General features: G+C 70.6%; 15 protein-coding genes and 2 tRNA genes. 13 read left to right on the top strand and 4 right to left on the bottom strand.

Annotated features, from left to right (window positions below; genetic code table 11):
- Positions 1 to 10 precede the first annotated feature (10 nt).
- The 3 genes from gltX to E9934_RS04610 all read left to right on the top strand — a co-directional run bounded on the left by gltX (position 11) and on the right by E9934_RS04610 (position 2,597).
- Positions 11 to 1,507: a glutamate--tRNA ligase gene (gltX, locus tag E9934_RS04620; RefSeq protein ID WP_338036677.1), complete on the top strand. Its 1,497-nt coding sequence runs from the start codon at positions 11 to 13 to the stop codon at positions 1,505 to 1,507.
- Positions 1,494 to 2,477: a CPBP family intramembrane glutamic endopeptidase gene (locus E9934_RS04615; protein WP_238694767.1), complete on the top strand. Its 984-nt coding sequence runs from the start codon at positions 1,494 to 1,496 to the stop codon at positions 2,475 to 2,477. Before gltX ends, E9934_RS04615 begins: the two co-directional genes overlap by 14 nt.
- Before the next feature lie 45 nt (positions 2,478 to 2,522).
- A tRNA-Gln gene (locus tag E9934_RS04610) sits at positions 2,523 to 2,597 on the top strand.
- Between the two features lie 64 nt (positions 2,598 to 2,661).
- Here E9934_RS04610 and E9934_RS04605 read toward each other — a convergent pair.
- Positions 2,662 to 3,036: a DoxX family protein gene (locus E9934_RS04605; RefSeq protein ID WP_136561690.1), complete on the bottom strand. Its 375-nt coding sequence runs from the start codon at positions 3,034 to 3,036 to the stop codon at positions 2,662 to 2,664.
- Between the two features lie 101 nt (positions 3,037 to 3,137).
- On the opposite strand from E9934_RS04605, the gene E9934_RS04600 reads away from it, so the two are divergent.
- Positions 3,138 to 3,210: transfer RNA gene (locus E9934_RS04600), tRNA-Glu, on the top strand.
- Positions 3,211 to 3,287: 77 nt separating this feature from the next.
- Complete coding sequence (locus E9934_RS04595) at positions 3,288 to 3,725, top strand: SRPBCC family protein (RefSeq protein ID WP_136561689.1); 438 nt, start codon at positions 3,288 to 3,290, stop codon at positions 3,723 to 3,725.
- 18 nt (positions 3,726 to 3,743) lie between these two features.
- Here E9934_RS04595 and E9934_RS04590 read toward each other — a convergent pair whose 3' ends face one another.
- Complete coding sequence (locus tag E9934_RS04590) at positions 3,744 to 4,205, bottom strand: hypothetical protein (protein WP_136561688.1); 462 nt, start codon at positions 4,203 to 4,205, stop codon at positions 3,744 to 3,746.
- A 96-nt stretch (positions 4,206 to 4,301) separates the two neighbouring features.
- Between E9934_RS04590 and E9934_RS04585 the strand changes: the two genes are divergently transcribed.
- Positions 4,302 to 5,795 (top strand): AlkA N-terminal domain-containing protein, encoded by a 1,494-nt coding sequence (locus E9934_RS04585; protein ID WP_136561687.1) that lies wholly within the window; start codon positions 4,302 to 4,304, stop codon positions 5,793 to 5,795.
- A 7-nt stretch (positions 5,796 to 5,802) separates the two neighbouring features.
- Positions 5,803 to 6,282: a methylated-DNA--[protein]-cysteine S-methyltransferase gene (locus E9934_RS04580; protein WP_136561686.1), complete on the top strand. Its 480-nt coding sequence runs from the start codon at positions 5,803 to 5,805 to the stop codon at positions 6,280 to 6,282.
- Between the two features lie 121 nt (positions 6,283 to 6,403).
- Here E9934_RS04580 and E9934_RS04575 read toward each other — a convergent pair whose 3' ends face one another.
- Positions 6,404 to 7,015 carry a TetR/AcrR family transcriptional regulator gene (locus tag E9934_RS04575; RefSeq protein ID WP_136561685.1) on the bottom strand — a complete coding sequence of 204 codons (612 nt, stop codon included), beginning with the start codon at positions 7,013 to 7,015 and terminating at the stop codon, positions 6,404 to 6,406.
- Between the two features lie 73 nt (positions 7,016 to 7,088).
- On the opposite strand from E9934_RS04575, the gene E9934_RS04570 reads away from it, so the two are divergent.
- Complete coding sequence (locus tag E9934_RS04570; protein WP_136561684.1) at positions 7,089 to 7,601, top strand: nuclear transport factor 2 family protein; 513 nt, start codon at positions 7,089 to 7,091, stop codon at positions 7,599 to 7,601.
- Complete coding sequence (locus tag E9934_RS04565; protein WP_136561683.1) at positions 7,601 to 8,473, top strand: alpha/beta fold hydrolase; 873 nt, start codon at positions 7,601 to 7,603, stop codon at positions 8,471 to 8,473. The genes E9934_RS04570 and E9934_RS04565 overlap by 1 nt, the downstream gene beginning before the upstream one ends.
- Before the next feature lie 17 nt (positions 8,474 to 8,490).
- On the opposite strand, the gene E9934_RS04560 is transcribed toward E9934_RS04565, so the two are convergent.
- Positions 8,491 to 9,213 carry an IclR family transcriptional regulator gene (locus E9934_RS04560; protein ID WP_136561682.1) on the bottom strand — a complete coding sequence of 241 codons (723 nt, stop codon included), beginning with the start codon at positions 9,211 to 9,213 and terminating at the stop codon, positions 8,491 to 8,493.
- A gap of 90 nt (positions 9,214 to 9,303) precedes the next feature.
- Between E9934_RS04560 and leuC the strand changes: the two genes are divergently transcribed.
- From leuC to E9934_RS04540, 4 genes are all read left to right on the top strand, one after another.
- Complete coding sequence (gene leuC / locus E9934_RS04555; protein ID WP_136561681.1) at positions 9,304 to 10,716, top strand: 3-isopropylmalate dehydratase large subunit; 1,413 nt, start codon at positions 9,304 to 9,306, stop codon at positions 10,714 to 10,716.
- Between the two features lie 2 nt (positions 10,717 to 10,718).
- Positions 10,719 to 11,312 (top strand): 3-isopropylmalate dehydratase small subunit, encoded by a 594-nt coding sequence (leuD, locus tag E9934_RS04550; RefSeq protein WP_136561680.1) that lies wholly within the window; start codon positions 10,719 to 10,721, stop codon positions 11,310 to 11,312.
- Positions 11,313 to 11,363: 51 nt separating this feature from the next.
- Positions 11,364 to 13,307 (top strand): LTA synthase family protein, encoded by a 1,944-nt coding sequence (locus E9934_RS04545; protein WP_136561679.1) that lies wholly within the window; start codon positions 11,364 to 11,366, stop codon positions 13,305 to 13,307.
- 203 nt (positions 13,308 to 13,510) lie between these two features.
- On the top strand, positions 13,511 to 13,858 hold a 348-nt coding region (locus E9934_RS04540; protein ID WP_238694766.1), incomplete at its 3' end, for an HU family DNA-binding protein.

Genomic DNA, 13,858 nt, shown 5'->3' with positions numbered 1-13,858 from the left:
ACGAGTCCGGATGGCCCCGTCCCCGACCGGCAGCCCGCACGTCGGCCTGGTCCGCACGGCGCTCTTCAACTGGGCGTTCGCCCGCCACCACGGCGGGACGTTCGTGTTCCGCATCGAGGACACCGACCGGGAGCGCAGCACCGACGAGTCGTTGAGCTCGATCATCGACCTGATGCGCTGGCTCGGGCTCGACTGGGACGAAGGCCCCGAGGTCGGCGGCCCCCACGGCCCCTACCGCCAGAGCGAGCGCGGCGAGCTCTACGCCGACGCGCTGACCCGGCTCGAGGGCAGCGGGCGGGTCTATCGCTGCTACTGCACCAACGACGAGGTCGACGCGCGCTTCAAGGTCCGCAAGGCCGCCTACGACGAGGCCAAGAAGGCCGCGGCAACGGGCGGCGAGAAGCCGGAGGCCCCGGTGATGGGCTACGACGGCTTCTGCCGTGACCTCACCAGCGAGCAGATCGCCGCCTTCACTGCCGAGGGCCGGGCCTCGGTGCCGCGGCTGCGGATGCCCGACGGCTCGATCACGTGGGACGACCTTGTCCGCGGCGAGGTCACCTTCGAGACGAAGCACGTCCCCGACTTCGCGCTGGCCCGCACCAACGGCGACCCGCTCTACACCCTGGTCAACCCGGTCGACGACGCGCTGATGGAGATCACCCACGTGCTCCGCGGCGAGGACCTGCTGTCGAGCACGCCGCGTCAGATCGCGCTCTACGAGGCCCTCAAGGAGGTCGGGATCGCGAAGGTGACGCCGCAGTTCGGCCACCTTCCCTATGTCATGGGCGAGGGCAACAAGAAGCTCTCCAAGCGCGACCCCGAGGCGCACGCGCTGGCCTACCGCGACCAGGGCTACCTGCCCGAGGGCCTGCTCAACTACCTCGCGCTCCTCGGCTGGGCGATCGCGGCCGACCGCGACATCTTCACCCTCGACGAGATGGTCGAGGCGTTCGAGATCGGCGACGTCGTCGCCAACCCCGCGCGCTTCGACCTCAAGAAGTGCGACGCGATCAACGCCGCGCACATGCGCCGGCTCTCGATCGAGGAGATCACCCACCGCGCGCTGCCGTTCCTCAAGGCCGACGGCGTCGTCGCCGATCCCGTCAACGACGCCGACGCGCAGCTGTTGGAGCTCGCGATGCCGCTCATCGCCGAGCGGATCAGCAAGTTCACCGAGGCCGGCGCCCTCCTTGCCTTCCTGTTCGTCGACGAGGACGCCTTCGAGGTCGACCCCGAGGACGCCGAGAAGCAGCTCGGTGAGGCGGGGAAGCCGGTCCTGCAGGCGTCGTACGACGCACTGTCGGCGTTGTCGAGCTGGTCGACCGACGCGATCCAGACTGCCCTGCAGGCAGCGCTGGTCGACGGCCTCGGCCTCAAGCCGCGCAACGCCTTCGGGCCCGTGCGCGTCGCGATCACCGGCAAGCGGATCTCGCCGCCGCTCTTCGAGTCGATGGAGCTGCTCGGGCGCGAGCGGAGCCTCGGGCGACTGCAGCGTGCCCTCGGCTGACGAGGCACCCGGCCGCTCCGGCGGACGGCGCTACGACGAGCTGCAGCTCCTCGGCCCACGCGGGACCTGGCGACCGCTGCTGGGGATCGTGCTCGTGGCGTTGCTGTTCGTCCTGTGCCAACTCCTGCTCAGTGCACTGTTCGGCATCTATGGACTGCTGTTCTCCGACGACAGCTACGACGTCACGGAGCTGTTGAGTGGCGACCCGGTCACCCCGGCCTTCCTGGCCTACGTCAACCTCGGCTGGGCAGTGGCGATCCCGATCACCTGGGTGGTCGCCCGCTCGCTGCACCTGATCCCGCAGGGCTTCCTCGCCTCGGTGGCCGGCCGGTTGCGTTGGCGCTGGTTCGCCACCTGCCTGGTGCTGGCCGTCGTGGCACTGATCCTGACGCTGACGGCGTCGTCGCTGCTGCCCGACCAGGGGGACGCGACCGTCGAGATGGACGGCACCGTCAACGCCTGGACGTCGGCCACGCGCGACTTCCTGCTCGTGATCGTGCTCTTGACGCCGCTGCAGGCTGCGGGGGAGGAGTACGTCTTCCGCGGCTATCTCGCGCAGGCGTTCGGTGGCCTGGTCTCCCGCTGGGGATCGCGGGCCAGTGCAGCGGTGGCGGTCGCCCTGCCGGCGGCGCTGTTCGCGCTCGCCCACGGCGCCAGCCAGGACGTCCCGATCTTCTTCGACCGCTTCGCCTTCGGGGTGGTCGCCGGCGCGCTCGTGCTCCTGACGGGCGGGTTGGAGGCCGGCATCGCGATGCACGTCCTCAACAACTTCCTCGCCTTCGGCCTCGCCCTGGCCTACGGCGACATGACCGAGGCGCTCCAGCCGACCGGCGGCTCGTGGTGGTCCATCCCGGTGACCCTGACGCAGTCGGTGAGCTTCCTGCTCCTGGTGCTGTGGGCTGCCCGCCGGAGCGGCATCGAGACCCGGACCGGGCCGGGCGTTTTGGCTGCGCGCGGCGGGCCTGTGTAGAGTTGTTGATCGTTCCGGCTGCCTTCTGGAGGCGGTCCGCAACGGTGGTCTATGGTGTAATTGGCAGCACTAGGGATTCTGATTCCCTCAGTCTAGGTTCGAGTCCTAGTAGACCAGCCACTCAACGCCGACGAGCCGGGCATTCGCCCGGCTCGCTGCGTTTTCCTCTGTCGTCGTGGGCGGTTCAGGCGGACTTGCCGGCGGCGAGGACGCCCTTGATCATCGGCCATTGCAGTGGCAACCGGGCCAGCATTAGGGCCTTGAGGCCCGTGTTGTCGGTCTTGAGTGCATCAGCCGCCATCTGCAGGTTGGCGGGATAGACCCCGACCAGCAGGGCGGCGCTGGCGTAGCCCGCCAGGCGCCGCGTCGGCGGGAACGCGAGGCCCGCGGCGCAGGCCAGCTCGGCGACGCCGCTGGCGACGATGACCTCGCGGTGGGCCGGCACCCACGAGGGCATGCCGACCTCGAACACGTCGGGCTTGACGAGGTGGACGATGCCGCTGACGGTGAACGCCCCGGCGACCACCTTGGCGGCGCGGGGCAGGGACGATGCACTCATGTCGGCATCCTAGGTGCGGGCGGGGCCCCGATTTTGTGGCGGTCGCGGCGATCCCCTAAAGTACTCATCGTTGTCAGGGCCAACGGCCACGACAGCATGTTGCCCCCGTCGTCTAGCGGCCCAGGACGTCGCCCTCTCACGGCGGTAACGCCGGTTCAAATCCGGTCGGGGGTACGAACCCCAGCAGGGCCCGGTCCATCGGACCGGGCCCTGCTGCTTTCGTCAGTCCGGCCACCGGTAGCGTCGTCGCCATGGCACAGGTGACCGCAACCGTCGACGCGACCATTCCTGCACCGCATGCGGAGGTGCTCGCCGCGCTCGCCGACTACGCCGTCGTGCGTCCTGAGATCCAGCCGGCCAACTACTCGGCCTACGAGGTGCTGGAGAACGGCGTGGGTGACGGCACCGTCGTCACCTGGCGGCTCCAGGCCACCAAGAAGCGCGTGCGCCACGTGATCGCCGACGTCACGGTCGCCGCCGACACCGTCGTCGAGACCGATCGCAACTCGACCATGGTCACCACCTTCGCCGTCGCCTCCGACGGCCCCGGCAGCAAGGTCACCGTCACGACCACGTGGGACGGAGCCGGCGGCATCGGCGGGTTCTTCGAGAAGACCTTCGCGCCCCTCGGCCTCGGTCGGATCCACGCCGAGCTGCTCGCGAACCTCGCATCCCGCTTCCCGGGCTGACGCCGGGCAGGGAGCTGCCTACTTCGCTGGAGGGACCGCGGCCCCCTTGCCTGCGGCCGCGGTCTTCTTCGCCGCCCGCGTCTTCGGCGGGGTCGGCTCCGCACCGACGATCGCGAACACCGGGGCGGTGACCTTCTCCAGGGCGCTGACGGCGTCGGCATGCCGCTCGGCGAGCTTCGCGACCACGCCGGCGAGCTCGGCCTGCGCCTCGGCCAGGGTGTGCACGGTGTCAGCGAGCTCGCGCTGCCGGACGATGAAGTCCTGCAGCGGCTGGGCGGTGGCGCCGGCGATGCCGGTGACCGCGGTGGCCATGCCGGCCACGGCGCCAGCGAGCTCACCGACCTGCTTCGCGAGCTCGTCGGGCTGGGTGACCCCGGTGACCGCGGTGTCGCGGACCGTGCGGAGCACGTCGGTGGTCAGCTTGAGAGCGACCTGCTGGGACTTCACCAGGAGGTCGAGTGGGTTGAGCGCTTCCGCCATGTCCACAGCGTGACAGACGCGCGCACCGTCGTGGCGAAACTCGCCGTGTCCGATTTCCGCCAGTGACAGTCGGTGGCGACGGGCAGGATGGTGGTCATGGACACGACGACCGAGCAGGCGGGCGAGCCGGGGCAGCTCGACTTCGGCCGCTGCTACACGGCCGTCCAGTCGCGGGACCGGCGCTTCGACGGCGTGTTCTACACCGCCGTTCGCACGACCGGCATCTACTGCCGGCCGTCCTGTCCGGCGCGTACGCCGGCCGCCGTCAACGTCTCCTTCCACCGCACCGCGGCCGCCGCGCAGTCCGCCGGCTATCGCGCCTGCAAGCGATGCCTGCCCGACGCGACCCCCGGCAGCCCCGAGTGGGACGTGGCCGCGACAGTGGCCGGGCGCGCCATGCGGCTCATCGGCGACGGCGTCGTCGACCGTGAGGGCGTGCAGGGCCTCGCGGCCCGCCTCGGCTACACCTCGCGCCACCTGTCCCGACTGCTCACCGCCGAGCTCGGCGCGGGCCCCCTCGCGCTCGCCCGCACCCAGCGGGCCCAGACCGCGCGGGCGCTCGTCGAGAGCACCACGCTCGGTCTGACCGACGTCGCGTTCGCTGCCGGGTTCTCCAGCGTGCGTCAGTTCAACGAGACGATGCAGGAGGTCTACGCCGCCACACCGAGCGAGCTCCGCGGTCGACGCGCCGCCGCGGGCAGGTCCTCGCCCGGCGGCATCGAGCTGCGGATCGCCGTCCGCACGCCGTTCCGGGGCAGCGCGCTGCTCCGGTTCCTGGCCGACCGTGCCGTCCCGGGGATCGAGGTCGCGGAGGTCCGCGACGACGGCTCCGGCTACTACGCGCGCACCCTCGATCTGCCGCACGGCCCCGGCACCGCGCGGGTCGAGCTCGCCGACCTCGACGGGGCCGGGACGTCGTACGTCGGGCTGCGGCTGGGTCTCGACGACCTTCGGGACACGGCAGCCGCGGTCGCGCGGATGCGGGCGCTGCTCGATGCCGATGCCGATCCGGTGGCCATCGACCTGCACCTCGCCGCCGATGCGCTGCTCGCGCCACTGGTTGCGCGGCGACCGGGACTGCGCGTCCCCGGCCACGTCGACGGGGCCGAGCTCGCGGTCCGCGCGGTCCTCGGCCAGCAGGTCACCGTGGTGGCGGCCCGGACCGCAGCCGCGCGGCTGGTCGCCCAGCACGGCCGGCCGGTGGCGACGGACGTCGACGGACTCACTCACCTGTTCCCGGACGCCGCGATCGTCGCCGGCCTGGATCCCGCCGAGTTCCGGATGCCACGCGCTCGCGGCCGAGCCCTCGTCGGCCTCTCCGCCGCGCTCGCCAGCGGTGACCTCGTCCTCGACCGTGGCCCGGACCGCGCCGAGGTCCGCGAGCAACTGCTCGCGCTGCCCGGCATCGGACCGTGGACGGCCGACTACATCGCGCTGCGCGCGCTCGGACACCCGGACGTGTGGCTGCCGACCGACGTCGGCGTCCGCAACGCACTGGCCGGCCATCCGGGATCCGCCGTGGTGCCGGAGACCTGGGCGCCGTGGCGCTCCTACGCCCTGCTGCATCTGTGGACCTCGCTGGAAGGATGAACCAACCATGTGGACCGTCATCGACTCACCGATCGGGCCGCTCCGCCTCGTCGAGCAGGCCGGCAGCATCACCGCGATCGAGTTCTCGCCGTTTCGCGACGGCGACGGTCGACCGCGCGGGGAGCGCGGCGACGACGCCCCGGTGCTCCGGGAGGTGACCCGTCAGCTGGGGGAGTACTTCGCCGGCGACCGCACCGAGTTCGACCTGCCGCTCGCCCCCATCGGGACCGAGTGGCAGCAGGCGGTGTGGACCCAGCTGCTCGGCATTGCCTACGGCGAGACCGCGTCGTACGGCGAGATCGCAGCCCGGCTGGGCAAGACCAATGCCGCCTCACGGGCAGTGGGCGTGGCCAACGGCGCGAACCCGATCCCGATCGTCATCCCCTGTCACCGGGTGATCGGCGCCAACGGCACGCTGACCGGCTACGCCGGGGGACTCGAGCGCAAGCAGACCCTGTTGGAGCTCGAGCAGGATGCCCTCTTCTGAGGACGCGAGGAACGAGCGCCCTCAGAAAACGAGGGCAGGTTGAGCAAGCGCACGACCGAGCTTGCGAGGTCGTGATCGCGCGTCGAAACCCGTGCGGCATGGAAGTGGTGGGCGCTGGGCCTCACGGCGCCGCGAGCAGGCCCCGCTCGACGAGGTCGGTGGCTGCCCGGAGCAGCTCGCGCAGCTCGGCCTCGTCGCGGCGCAGCCCGTCGGGCCGCCAGGCCAGGCCGATGATGCCGTTCCATGCGGCCCAGAGGGCGGTCGCGGTCAGCTCGGGGTCGACCGTGCGCAGCTCGCCGGCCGCGATGCCGCCCCGGATCGCCGCGACCAGTCGGTCGTTCTGCTCGCGGACGCGGTCGGCCAGCTCCTCGGCGGTCCGGCGGCCGGCCTCGTAGCGGCCGGGCTCCCGCGGGAAGGCCAGCATCTGGAAGTGCTCGGGATGCGCGAGAGCGAACTCCAGGTATTGCTCGGCCGCCGACCGGATCTGGTCGACCGGGCCGCGGTCCTCCACGTAGGCGAGGTCCATGTGGGCGCGGTCGACCTCGAGGGCCTGCTCGACGGTGGCGGCATGCAGGCCCGCCTTGGAGCCGAAGTGGTTGTAGACCGAGCCGACCGCCACGCCCGCCGCCGCCGCGATCTCGTCGAGGGTCACCTCGTCGAGCCGGCGGTCGAGGAAGAGTCGCTCGGCGGCCAACAGCAGTGCCTCACGGGTGCGCTGGGTGCGGGGGTCCATCTTGCAATCATTGCAAGAAGTGTCGGATCCGACTACTCTCGCACTTCTTGTAACCATTGCAAAAGGAGTCGTGATGTCCGGAACGCCTGCCGTGACACCGTCGATCGCCCCGGCCCTGTCGGTCGACGCCGTTGCCTTCGTCGCCGAGGCCGAGCGCCTGACCAACGCCCACGACGCCGCTGGAGCGGCGCGGGTCTATGCCGAGGACGCGAGCCTCGAGCTCGTGACGGACGGTGCCGTGGAGTGGCACCACGGCCGTGACGCGATCGAGCGGGCGTGGCGGATCGTGCTCGAGGCCGGAGGTGAACGTGGCTTCGCCGTCACCAAGACGGTGGTCGCCGCCTCGGCCACCACGGTCGTCAACCGGTGGGAGGGCAGCTTCGGTGGCGGCGGTGCGTGCCGCGGCATCGAGTCCTGGACGTTCGGCGCCGACGGGCTGGTCGTGGAGCACCGTGCGGAGACCTTCCTCGTGGTGCGGGCCGCCGCCACCTGGCGCTCGCGATTGCGCCTGCTGCTGGGATCGCCCCGCGTGGCGCTGGCCTTCGCGCGCGCCGAGCGCCGCCTCGACCGGGCCGCGGTGGCCTGATGGCGATCTCCGAGGTGTTGGGCGAGGAGCACGTCGTGGAGCTCGCGGCCGGTCCGATCGCCTACCGGGTGTGCGGTCAGGGCCTGCCGGTGGTGCTCGTGCACGGCGGCCTCGCGAACGCCGACCTGTGGCGCGAGGTGGTGCCCGCTCTCCGGGACCGCGGTGCCTATCGCTTGATCAGCCCCGACTGGCCGATGGGCTCGCACCGTCACCCGATGCGACCGGGTGCCGACGTCACGCCGCCGGGCATCGTGCGGATCATCGTCGACTTCCTCGATGAGCTCGGGCTCGACCGGGTCGTGATCGTCGCCAACGACGCCGGCGGTGCGATCAGCCAGATGCTGGCCGCGGCCCATCCCGAGCGGATCGACCGGCTGGTGCTGACGTCGTGCGACCAGCACCTGCAGTTCCCGCCGCGCTACCTCAAGCCGGTGCGGTGGCTCGCGGCCACCGGGCTCGGGGACGCGATCGCCCGGTCGTTCGGTCGTCGCGTCGTGCATGGCCCGTTCTTCTGGTCCGTCGCGCGTCGTCCCCTCCCGGCAGGGATCCGGGCGTCGTACCTCTCGCCGATGCTCGAGGACCGCCGGATCCGCGACGAGCTCGTCCGCTTCTTCCGCGGGACGCGTCCCCGGCACACGCTCGCGGCAGCGCGCGCTCTCAAGGACTTCGATCGTCCGGCGCTGGTGCTGTGGGGCGGATCGGACCTGTGGTTCTCCCGTCGCGGCGGACGACGGTTGGCGCGGACGATGCCGAACGGGCGGTTCGCCGTGATCCCGGGAGCGCGCACGTTCGTGCCGGAGGACGCGCCCGTCGAGCTGGCGGAGCGGGTTGCGGCATTCCTGGACGAGACGGCTCCCGCAGCGTCCGCCTGAGGCACGGGCCGGGGCGACTACTCCGCGGCGGCGCGGCGCAGCGACTCGGACAGCCGCTCGGCGGCGGCGAGTACGGCGGGCGCGTGCATGCGACCGGGCTGGCGGGAGAGCCGCTCGAGAGGACCGGACACCGACACGGCGGCGATGACCTTGCCGCCAGGGGAACGCACCGGCGCGGAGACGGACGCGACGCCCTGCTCGCGCTCGCCGACCGACTGGGCCCAGCCGCGGCGGCGGATCGCCGACAGCTCGGCCGCGGAGAAGGCGGCGTTCTGGAGGCCGCGGTGGATCCGCTCGGGGTCGTCCCAGGCCAGCAATGCCTGGGCGGCGGAGCCGGCACGCATCGTCAGCTGCGAGCCGACCGGGATGGTGTCGCGCAGCCCGGAGGGCCGCTCGGCGGCGGCGACGCACACGCGGTGATCGCCCTGGCGCCGCCAGAGCTGCGCGGACTCGCCGGTGATGTCGCGCAGTCGAGCCAGCACCGGACCCGCGGTCGCGAGCAGACGGTCCTCGCCGGCCGCTGCCGACAGCTCGGCGAGACGCGGGCCGAGCACGAAACGGCCCTGCATGTCGCGGGCCACCAGTCGGTGGTGCTCGAGCGCGACCGCGAGCCGGTGCGCGGTCGGCCGGGCCAGTCCGGTGCCCGCCACCAGGCCGGCCAGCGTCGCTGGTCCGGACTCCAGTGCCGTCAGCACCAGGGCCGCCTTGTCGAGTACGCCGACGCCGCTCGAGTTGTCCATATGGCAATACTGCCGTCTCGGATCTTGGGATGCAAGCGTTAGCATGGTGATACCGGTCAAACAGGTCGGAAGAACAGTGAGGAGCGAGTCATGGGCAAGACCCTGGCGGAGAAGGTGTGGGACGAGCACGTCGTCCGATCGACCGAGGGAGAGCCGGATCTCCTCTTCATCGACCTCCACCTCATCCACGAGGGCACCAGCCCGCAGGCCTTCGACGGTCTGCGACTCGCCGGCCGCAAGGTCCGTCGCCCCGACCTGACCCTGGCGACCGAGGACCACAACGTCCCGACGCTCGACTGGGACAAGCCGATCGCCGACCCGGTCAGCAAGACGCAGGTCGACACCCTGCGCAAGAACGCCGCCGAGTTCGGCGTACGGCTGCACCCGCTCGGCGACATCGAGCAGGGCATCGTCCACGTGGTCGGCCCGCAGCTCGGCCTGACCCAGCCGGGCATGACGATCGTGTGCGGTGACTCGCACACCAGCACCCACGGCGCCTTCGGCTCGATCGCCTTCGGCATCGGCACCTCCGAGGTCGAGCACGTCCTCGCGACGCAGACCCTGCCGCAGGCCAAGCCGAAGACGATGGCCGTCACGGTCAACGGCAGCCTCCCCGAGGGCGTCACCGCCAAGGACCTCGTCCTCACCCTGATCGCGCACACCGGCACCGGTGGTGGCCAGGGCTACATCGTCGAATACCGCGGCCAGGCCATCCGCGAGCTCTCCATGGAGGGCCGGATGACCGTGTGCAACATGTCGATCGAGTGGGGAGCCAAGGCCGGCATGATCGCGCCGGACGAGACGACCTTCGCCTACATCGAGGGCAAGCCCGAGGCGCCCAAGGGTGCCGACTGGGACGCGGCCGTCGAGCACTGGCGGACCCTCGTCACCGACGACGACGCCACCTTCGACAAGGAGATCGTCCTCGACGCCTCCACGATGACCCCGTTCGTCACCTGGGGCACCAACCCCGGTCAGGGCGTGGCGCTCGGCGCGAACGTCCCGAGCCCGGAGGACTTCAGCGACCCGTCCGACAAGCTCGCGTGCGAGAACGCCCTCGACTACATGGGTCTCGAGGCCGGCCAGCCGATGCGCTCGGTCAAGGTCGACACGGTCTTCGTCGGCTCCTGCACCAACGGCCGCATCGAGGACCTGCGCCTCGCGGCGGAGATCATCAAGGGCCACAAGGTCGCCGAGGGCACGCGTCTGCTGGTCGTCCCCGGCTCGGTGCGGGTGCGCCTCCAGGCGATGGAGGAGGGCCTCGACCAGGTCTTCATCGAGGCCGGCGCGGAGTGGCGTGGCGCGGGCTGCTCGATGTGCCTGGGCATGAACCCCGACACCCTGCAGCCGCAGGAGCGCAGCGCCTCGACGTCCAACCGCAACTTCGAGGGACGCCAGGGCAAGGGCGGCCGCACCCACCTGGTGTCGGTGCCCGTCGCCGCCGCCACCGCCGTCCGCGGCACCCTGTCCTCGCCCGCCGACCTCGTCCCTGCAGGAGTCTGACCATGGACAAGTTCACCTCCCACACCGGCCGGGCGCTGCCGCTGCGCCGAAGCAATGTCGACACCGACCAGATCATCCCGGCGGTCTATCTCAAGCGCGTGACCCGCACCGGGTTCGAGGACGGCCTGTTCGCGGCCTGGCGCAACGACCCGGACTTCGTGGCCAACAAGCCGGAGTACCAAGGCGTCTCGATCCTCGTCGCCGGCCCCGACTTCGGCACCGGCTCCTCGCGGGAGCACGCCGTGTGGGCGCTCATGGACTACGGCTTCAAGGTCGTGCTCTCGAGCCGCTTCGCCGACATCTTCCGGGGCAACTCCGGCAAGGCGGGCCTCCTCTCGGTCCCGGTCGAGCAGGACGTCATCGAGCAGCTCTGGGCGGCGATCGAGGCCGACCCGGCCACCGAGCTCACCGTCGACCTCGAGGCCCGCACCGTCACGTGCGGCGACCTGGTCGCGCCCTTCCAGATCGACGACTACACCCGCTACCGGCTGCTCAACGGTCTCGACGACATCGGCATCACCCTCGGCAACGAGGCCGACATCGCGGCCTACGAGGCACGGCGACCGAGCTGGAAGCCGGTCACGCAGGGCGCCTGAGCGTCCTCAACGATGTGAGGTGGCACGGGGTGGACGACTACTGTTCACCCCGTGTCCACGTCGGTCGAGCCCGAGCTCACGGGTGCGGCTGAGGCGAGCGAGCCGGTCCCCGCACCACCTCCCGCCACGCCCGCGCAGGTCCTGCGCCGAGGCCTGATCGGCAGTCTGCTGGCGGCCTTCGTCATCACCCTCGTTCTCGAGGCGTCGACGTTGGGGATCTTCTATCCGCGCTGGTTCAAGGACCAGGTGTTCGACGGCGGGGCCCTGTGGATCGACACCCTCGTCGTCTGGGTGCTCATCGGCTTCCTGTGGGCGCTCATCGGGCGCCTGTGGTGGACGATCGGCGTCGTCCTCGCCCTCGCGGTCGTCGTCGGCGCCGCCACCCTGGTCAAGATCCGGGTGCGGGAGGAGCCGCTCTATCCCAGTGACCTGGACTTCGTGCGCGAGCCCGACTTCCTGATGTCGATGGTCTCGCCGATCTTCCTGGTGGTCGCGGTGGGGATCGTGGTCGCGATCGTGGTCGCCGCCGTGCGGATCGGACGACGTCAGGCCACCCGCTATCCCCGGCTGAGCATCCGCCGCCTCCCGCGCCAGCAGGCGCTCGCGCTGGCCGGGGCGCGCGTCGCGCTCGGGGTCGTCACCGCGCTGCTGCTGGTCCAGGCCACGCAGTTCAACCAACCGGGCAACGTGTGGCGCGGTCTCTACGAGCTGCGCGGCGACCACTGGCGCCCCTGGTCACAGAAGACGAACTACCGCTCCAACGGCTTCGTGGGCGGCTTCCTCTACAACATGCCGGTCGAGGCGATGGCCACCCCGGCCGGCTACGACGCCGCACGGATGGCTGCGCTGGCCGACGAGTACGAGACCGTGGCCGCACGGATCAACCGCACCCGGACCGGGTCCCTGGCCGACACCAACGTCGTGATCGTGCTCAGCGAGTCGTTCACCGACCCGACGCGTCTCGACGGCTTCGACCTGGACGAGGATCCGATCCCGCGGACCCGTGCGCTGATGCAGACCACGACGTCCGGCAGCATGCTCGCCCAGATGTACGGCGGTGGCACCGCCAACATGGAGTTCGAGACCCTGACCGGGCAGTCGCTCGCGCTCTTCCGCCCGCAGATGATCTCGCCCTATCAGATGCTGGTGCCCGAGCACGCCGACTATCCGTCCGCGGTCGGCTGGTTCAAGTCCCACGGCCACGATGCCGTCGCCGTTCACCCCTACCGGGTGGGGATGTACAAGCGCGAGCAGGTCTATGAGCGCTTCGGCTTCGACGACTTCATCCACGACACGACGATGCACGACCACGACATGATCGGCGACGGCGACTACATCTCCGACGCCTCGGCGTTCGGCGAGGTGCTCGACCAGATCGACGAGCACGATCGGCCGTTGATGGTGAACCTCGTGACGATGCAGAACCACATCCCGGTCAACGGGGCCTACGACGACCCGATCGGCGTGAGTGGTCTCGACGGCTCCGAACGCGAGCGGGTCGGCCAGTACGCCCGCGGTCTCGCGCACACCGACGAGGCGTTGGCCGACTTCCTCGCCGCGCTGCAGGACAGCGACGAGAAGACGGTGGTGCTCTTCTACGGCGACCACCTGCCGGGCATCTACGGCTCCGGCACCAAGAACGACAACGCGGGCCTCGGTCTCTATGAGACGCCGTTCTTCCTGTGGAGCAACCAGCCGGGCACGAACCAGCCCCGCCAGGCGCCGATCACGAGCCCGGTGTTCTTCCTGCCGATGCTCTACGAATTCGCCAATGCCCCCATTCCTCCGTACTTCGCACTGCTGCAGCGCGTGCACGAGAGCATCCCGGCCCTGCAGCAGGGACGCATGCTCGACACCTCCGGGAGCGTCGTCGATCCGGGTGACCTGTCGCCCGACGCCGAGGAATTGATCGACGCAATGCGCCTCGTGCAATACGACTTCTCGATCGGCCAACGCCACGTGCTGGCGCGGATGTGGCCGGGCGCAACGTCCTGAAGAGCGCCAAAGGGCCCGAATTTCGCGAGATTCCGCGAAAAACTCCCCAAATCCTCGGCGTGGTGATTGTGACTGTGCCCACTAGTGCCTAGCGTTCGCTGAAAGGACGGCTGGGCGTGGGTTCGGCCGCAGGCCCAAAGGAACGCCCATTGAGGTGCGTTTCGGAAGGACAGGTAGTGAACAAGTCTCAGTTGATCGACGCCTTGGCTGACCGCTTCGAGGGAAGCCGCAAGGACGCCGCCCACGCGCTCGACGCGGTGCTCGACACGATCACCCGCCAGGTCGCAAAGGGCGAGAAGGTCGCCATCACGGGCTTCGGCTCCTTCGAGAAGGCCGTGCGCAACGCTCGTTGGGTCCGCAACCCGCAGACCGGCGAGCGCGTCAAGACGAAGAAGAAGTCCGTCCCGAAGTTCAGCGCGGGCGCCGACCTCAAGAACGTCGTCTCCGGCGCGAAGAAGCTCCCGGCGCTGCCGAAGCCGGCCAAGAAGGCCGCTGCTCCGGCCAAGAAGGCGGCCGCGGCTGCCGCTGCTCCGGCCAAGAAGGCCGTGGCT

Source organism: Nocardioides caeni, from assembly GCF_004912195.1.
Lineage (GTDB): Bacteria > Actinomycetota > Actinomycetes > Propionibacteriales > Nocardioidaceae > Nocardioides > Nocardioides caeni.
Note: the sequence above shows the minus strand (reverse complement) of the source record. Positions and strands in the feature narration are given on the sequence as shown.

Bases quoted from the DNA above. Each gene is read 5' to 3' on its own strand.
- E9934_RS04585 (WP_136561687.1), top strand. From the start codon at position 4,302: ATGGACACGACGACCGAGCAGGCGGGCGAGCCGGGGCAGCTCGACTTC.
- gltX (WP_338036677.1), top strand. From the start codon at position 11: ATGGCCCCGTCCCCGACCGGCAGCCCGCACGTCGGCCTGGTCCGCACG.
- leuD (WP_136561680.1), top strand. From the start codon at position 10,719: ATGGACAAGTTCACCTCCCACACCGGCCGGGCGCTGCCGCTGCGCCGA.
- E9934_RS04560 (WP_136561682.1), bottom strand. From the start codon at position 9,213: ATGGACAACTCGAGCGGCGTCGGCGTACTCGACAAGGCGGCCCTGGTG.
- E9934_RS04575 (WP_136561685.1), bottom strand. From the start codon at position 7,015: ATGGACCCCCGCACCCAGCGCACCCGTGAGGCACTGCTGTTGGCCGCC.
- E9934_RS04565 (WP_136561683.1), top strand. From the start codon at position 7,601: ATGGCGATCTCCGAGGTGTTGGGCGAGGAGCACGTCGTGGAGCTCGCG.
- E9934_RS04595 (WP_136561689.1), top strand. From the start codon at position 3,288: ATGGCACAGGTGACCGCAACCGTCGACGCGACCATTCCTGCACCGCAT.
- E9934_RS04605 (WP_136561690.1), bottom strand. From the start codon at position 3,036: ATGAGTGCATCGTCCCTGCCCCGCGCCGCCAAGGTGGTCGCCGGGGCG.
- leuC (WP_136561681.1), top strand. From the start codon at position 9,304: ATGGGCAAGACCCTGGCGGAGAAGGTGTGGGACGAGCACGTCGTCCGA.
- E9934_RS04570 (WP_136561684.1), top strand. From the start codon at position 7,089: ATGTCCGGAACGCCTGCCGTGACACCGTCGATCGCCCCGGCCCTGTCG.
- E9934_RS04580 (WP_136561686.1), top strand. From the start codon at position 5,803: ATGTGGACCGTCATCGACTCACCGATCGGGCCGCTCCGCCTCGTCGAG.
- E9934_RS04590 (WP_136561688.1), bottom strand. From the start codon at position 4,205: ATGGCGGAAGCGCTCAACCCACTCGACCTCCTGGTGAAGTCCCAGCAG.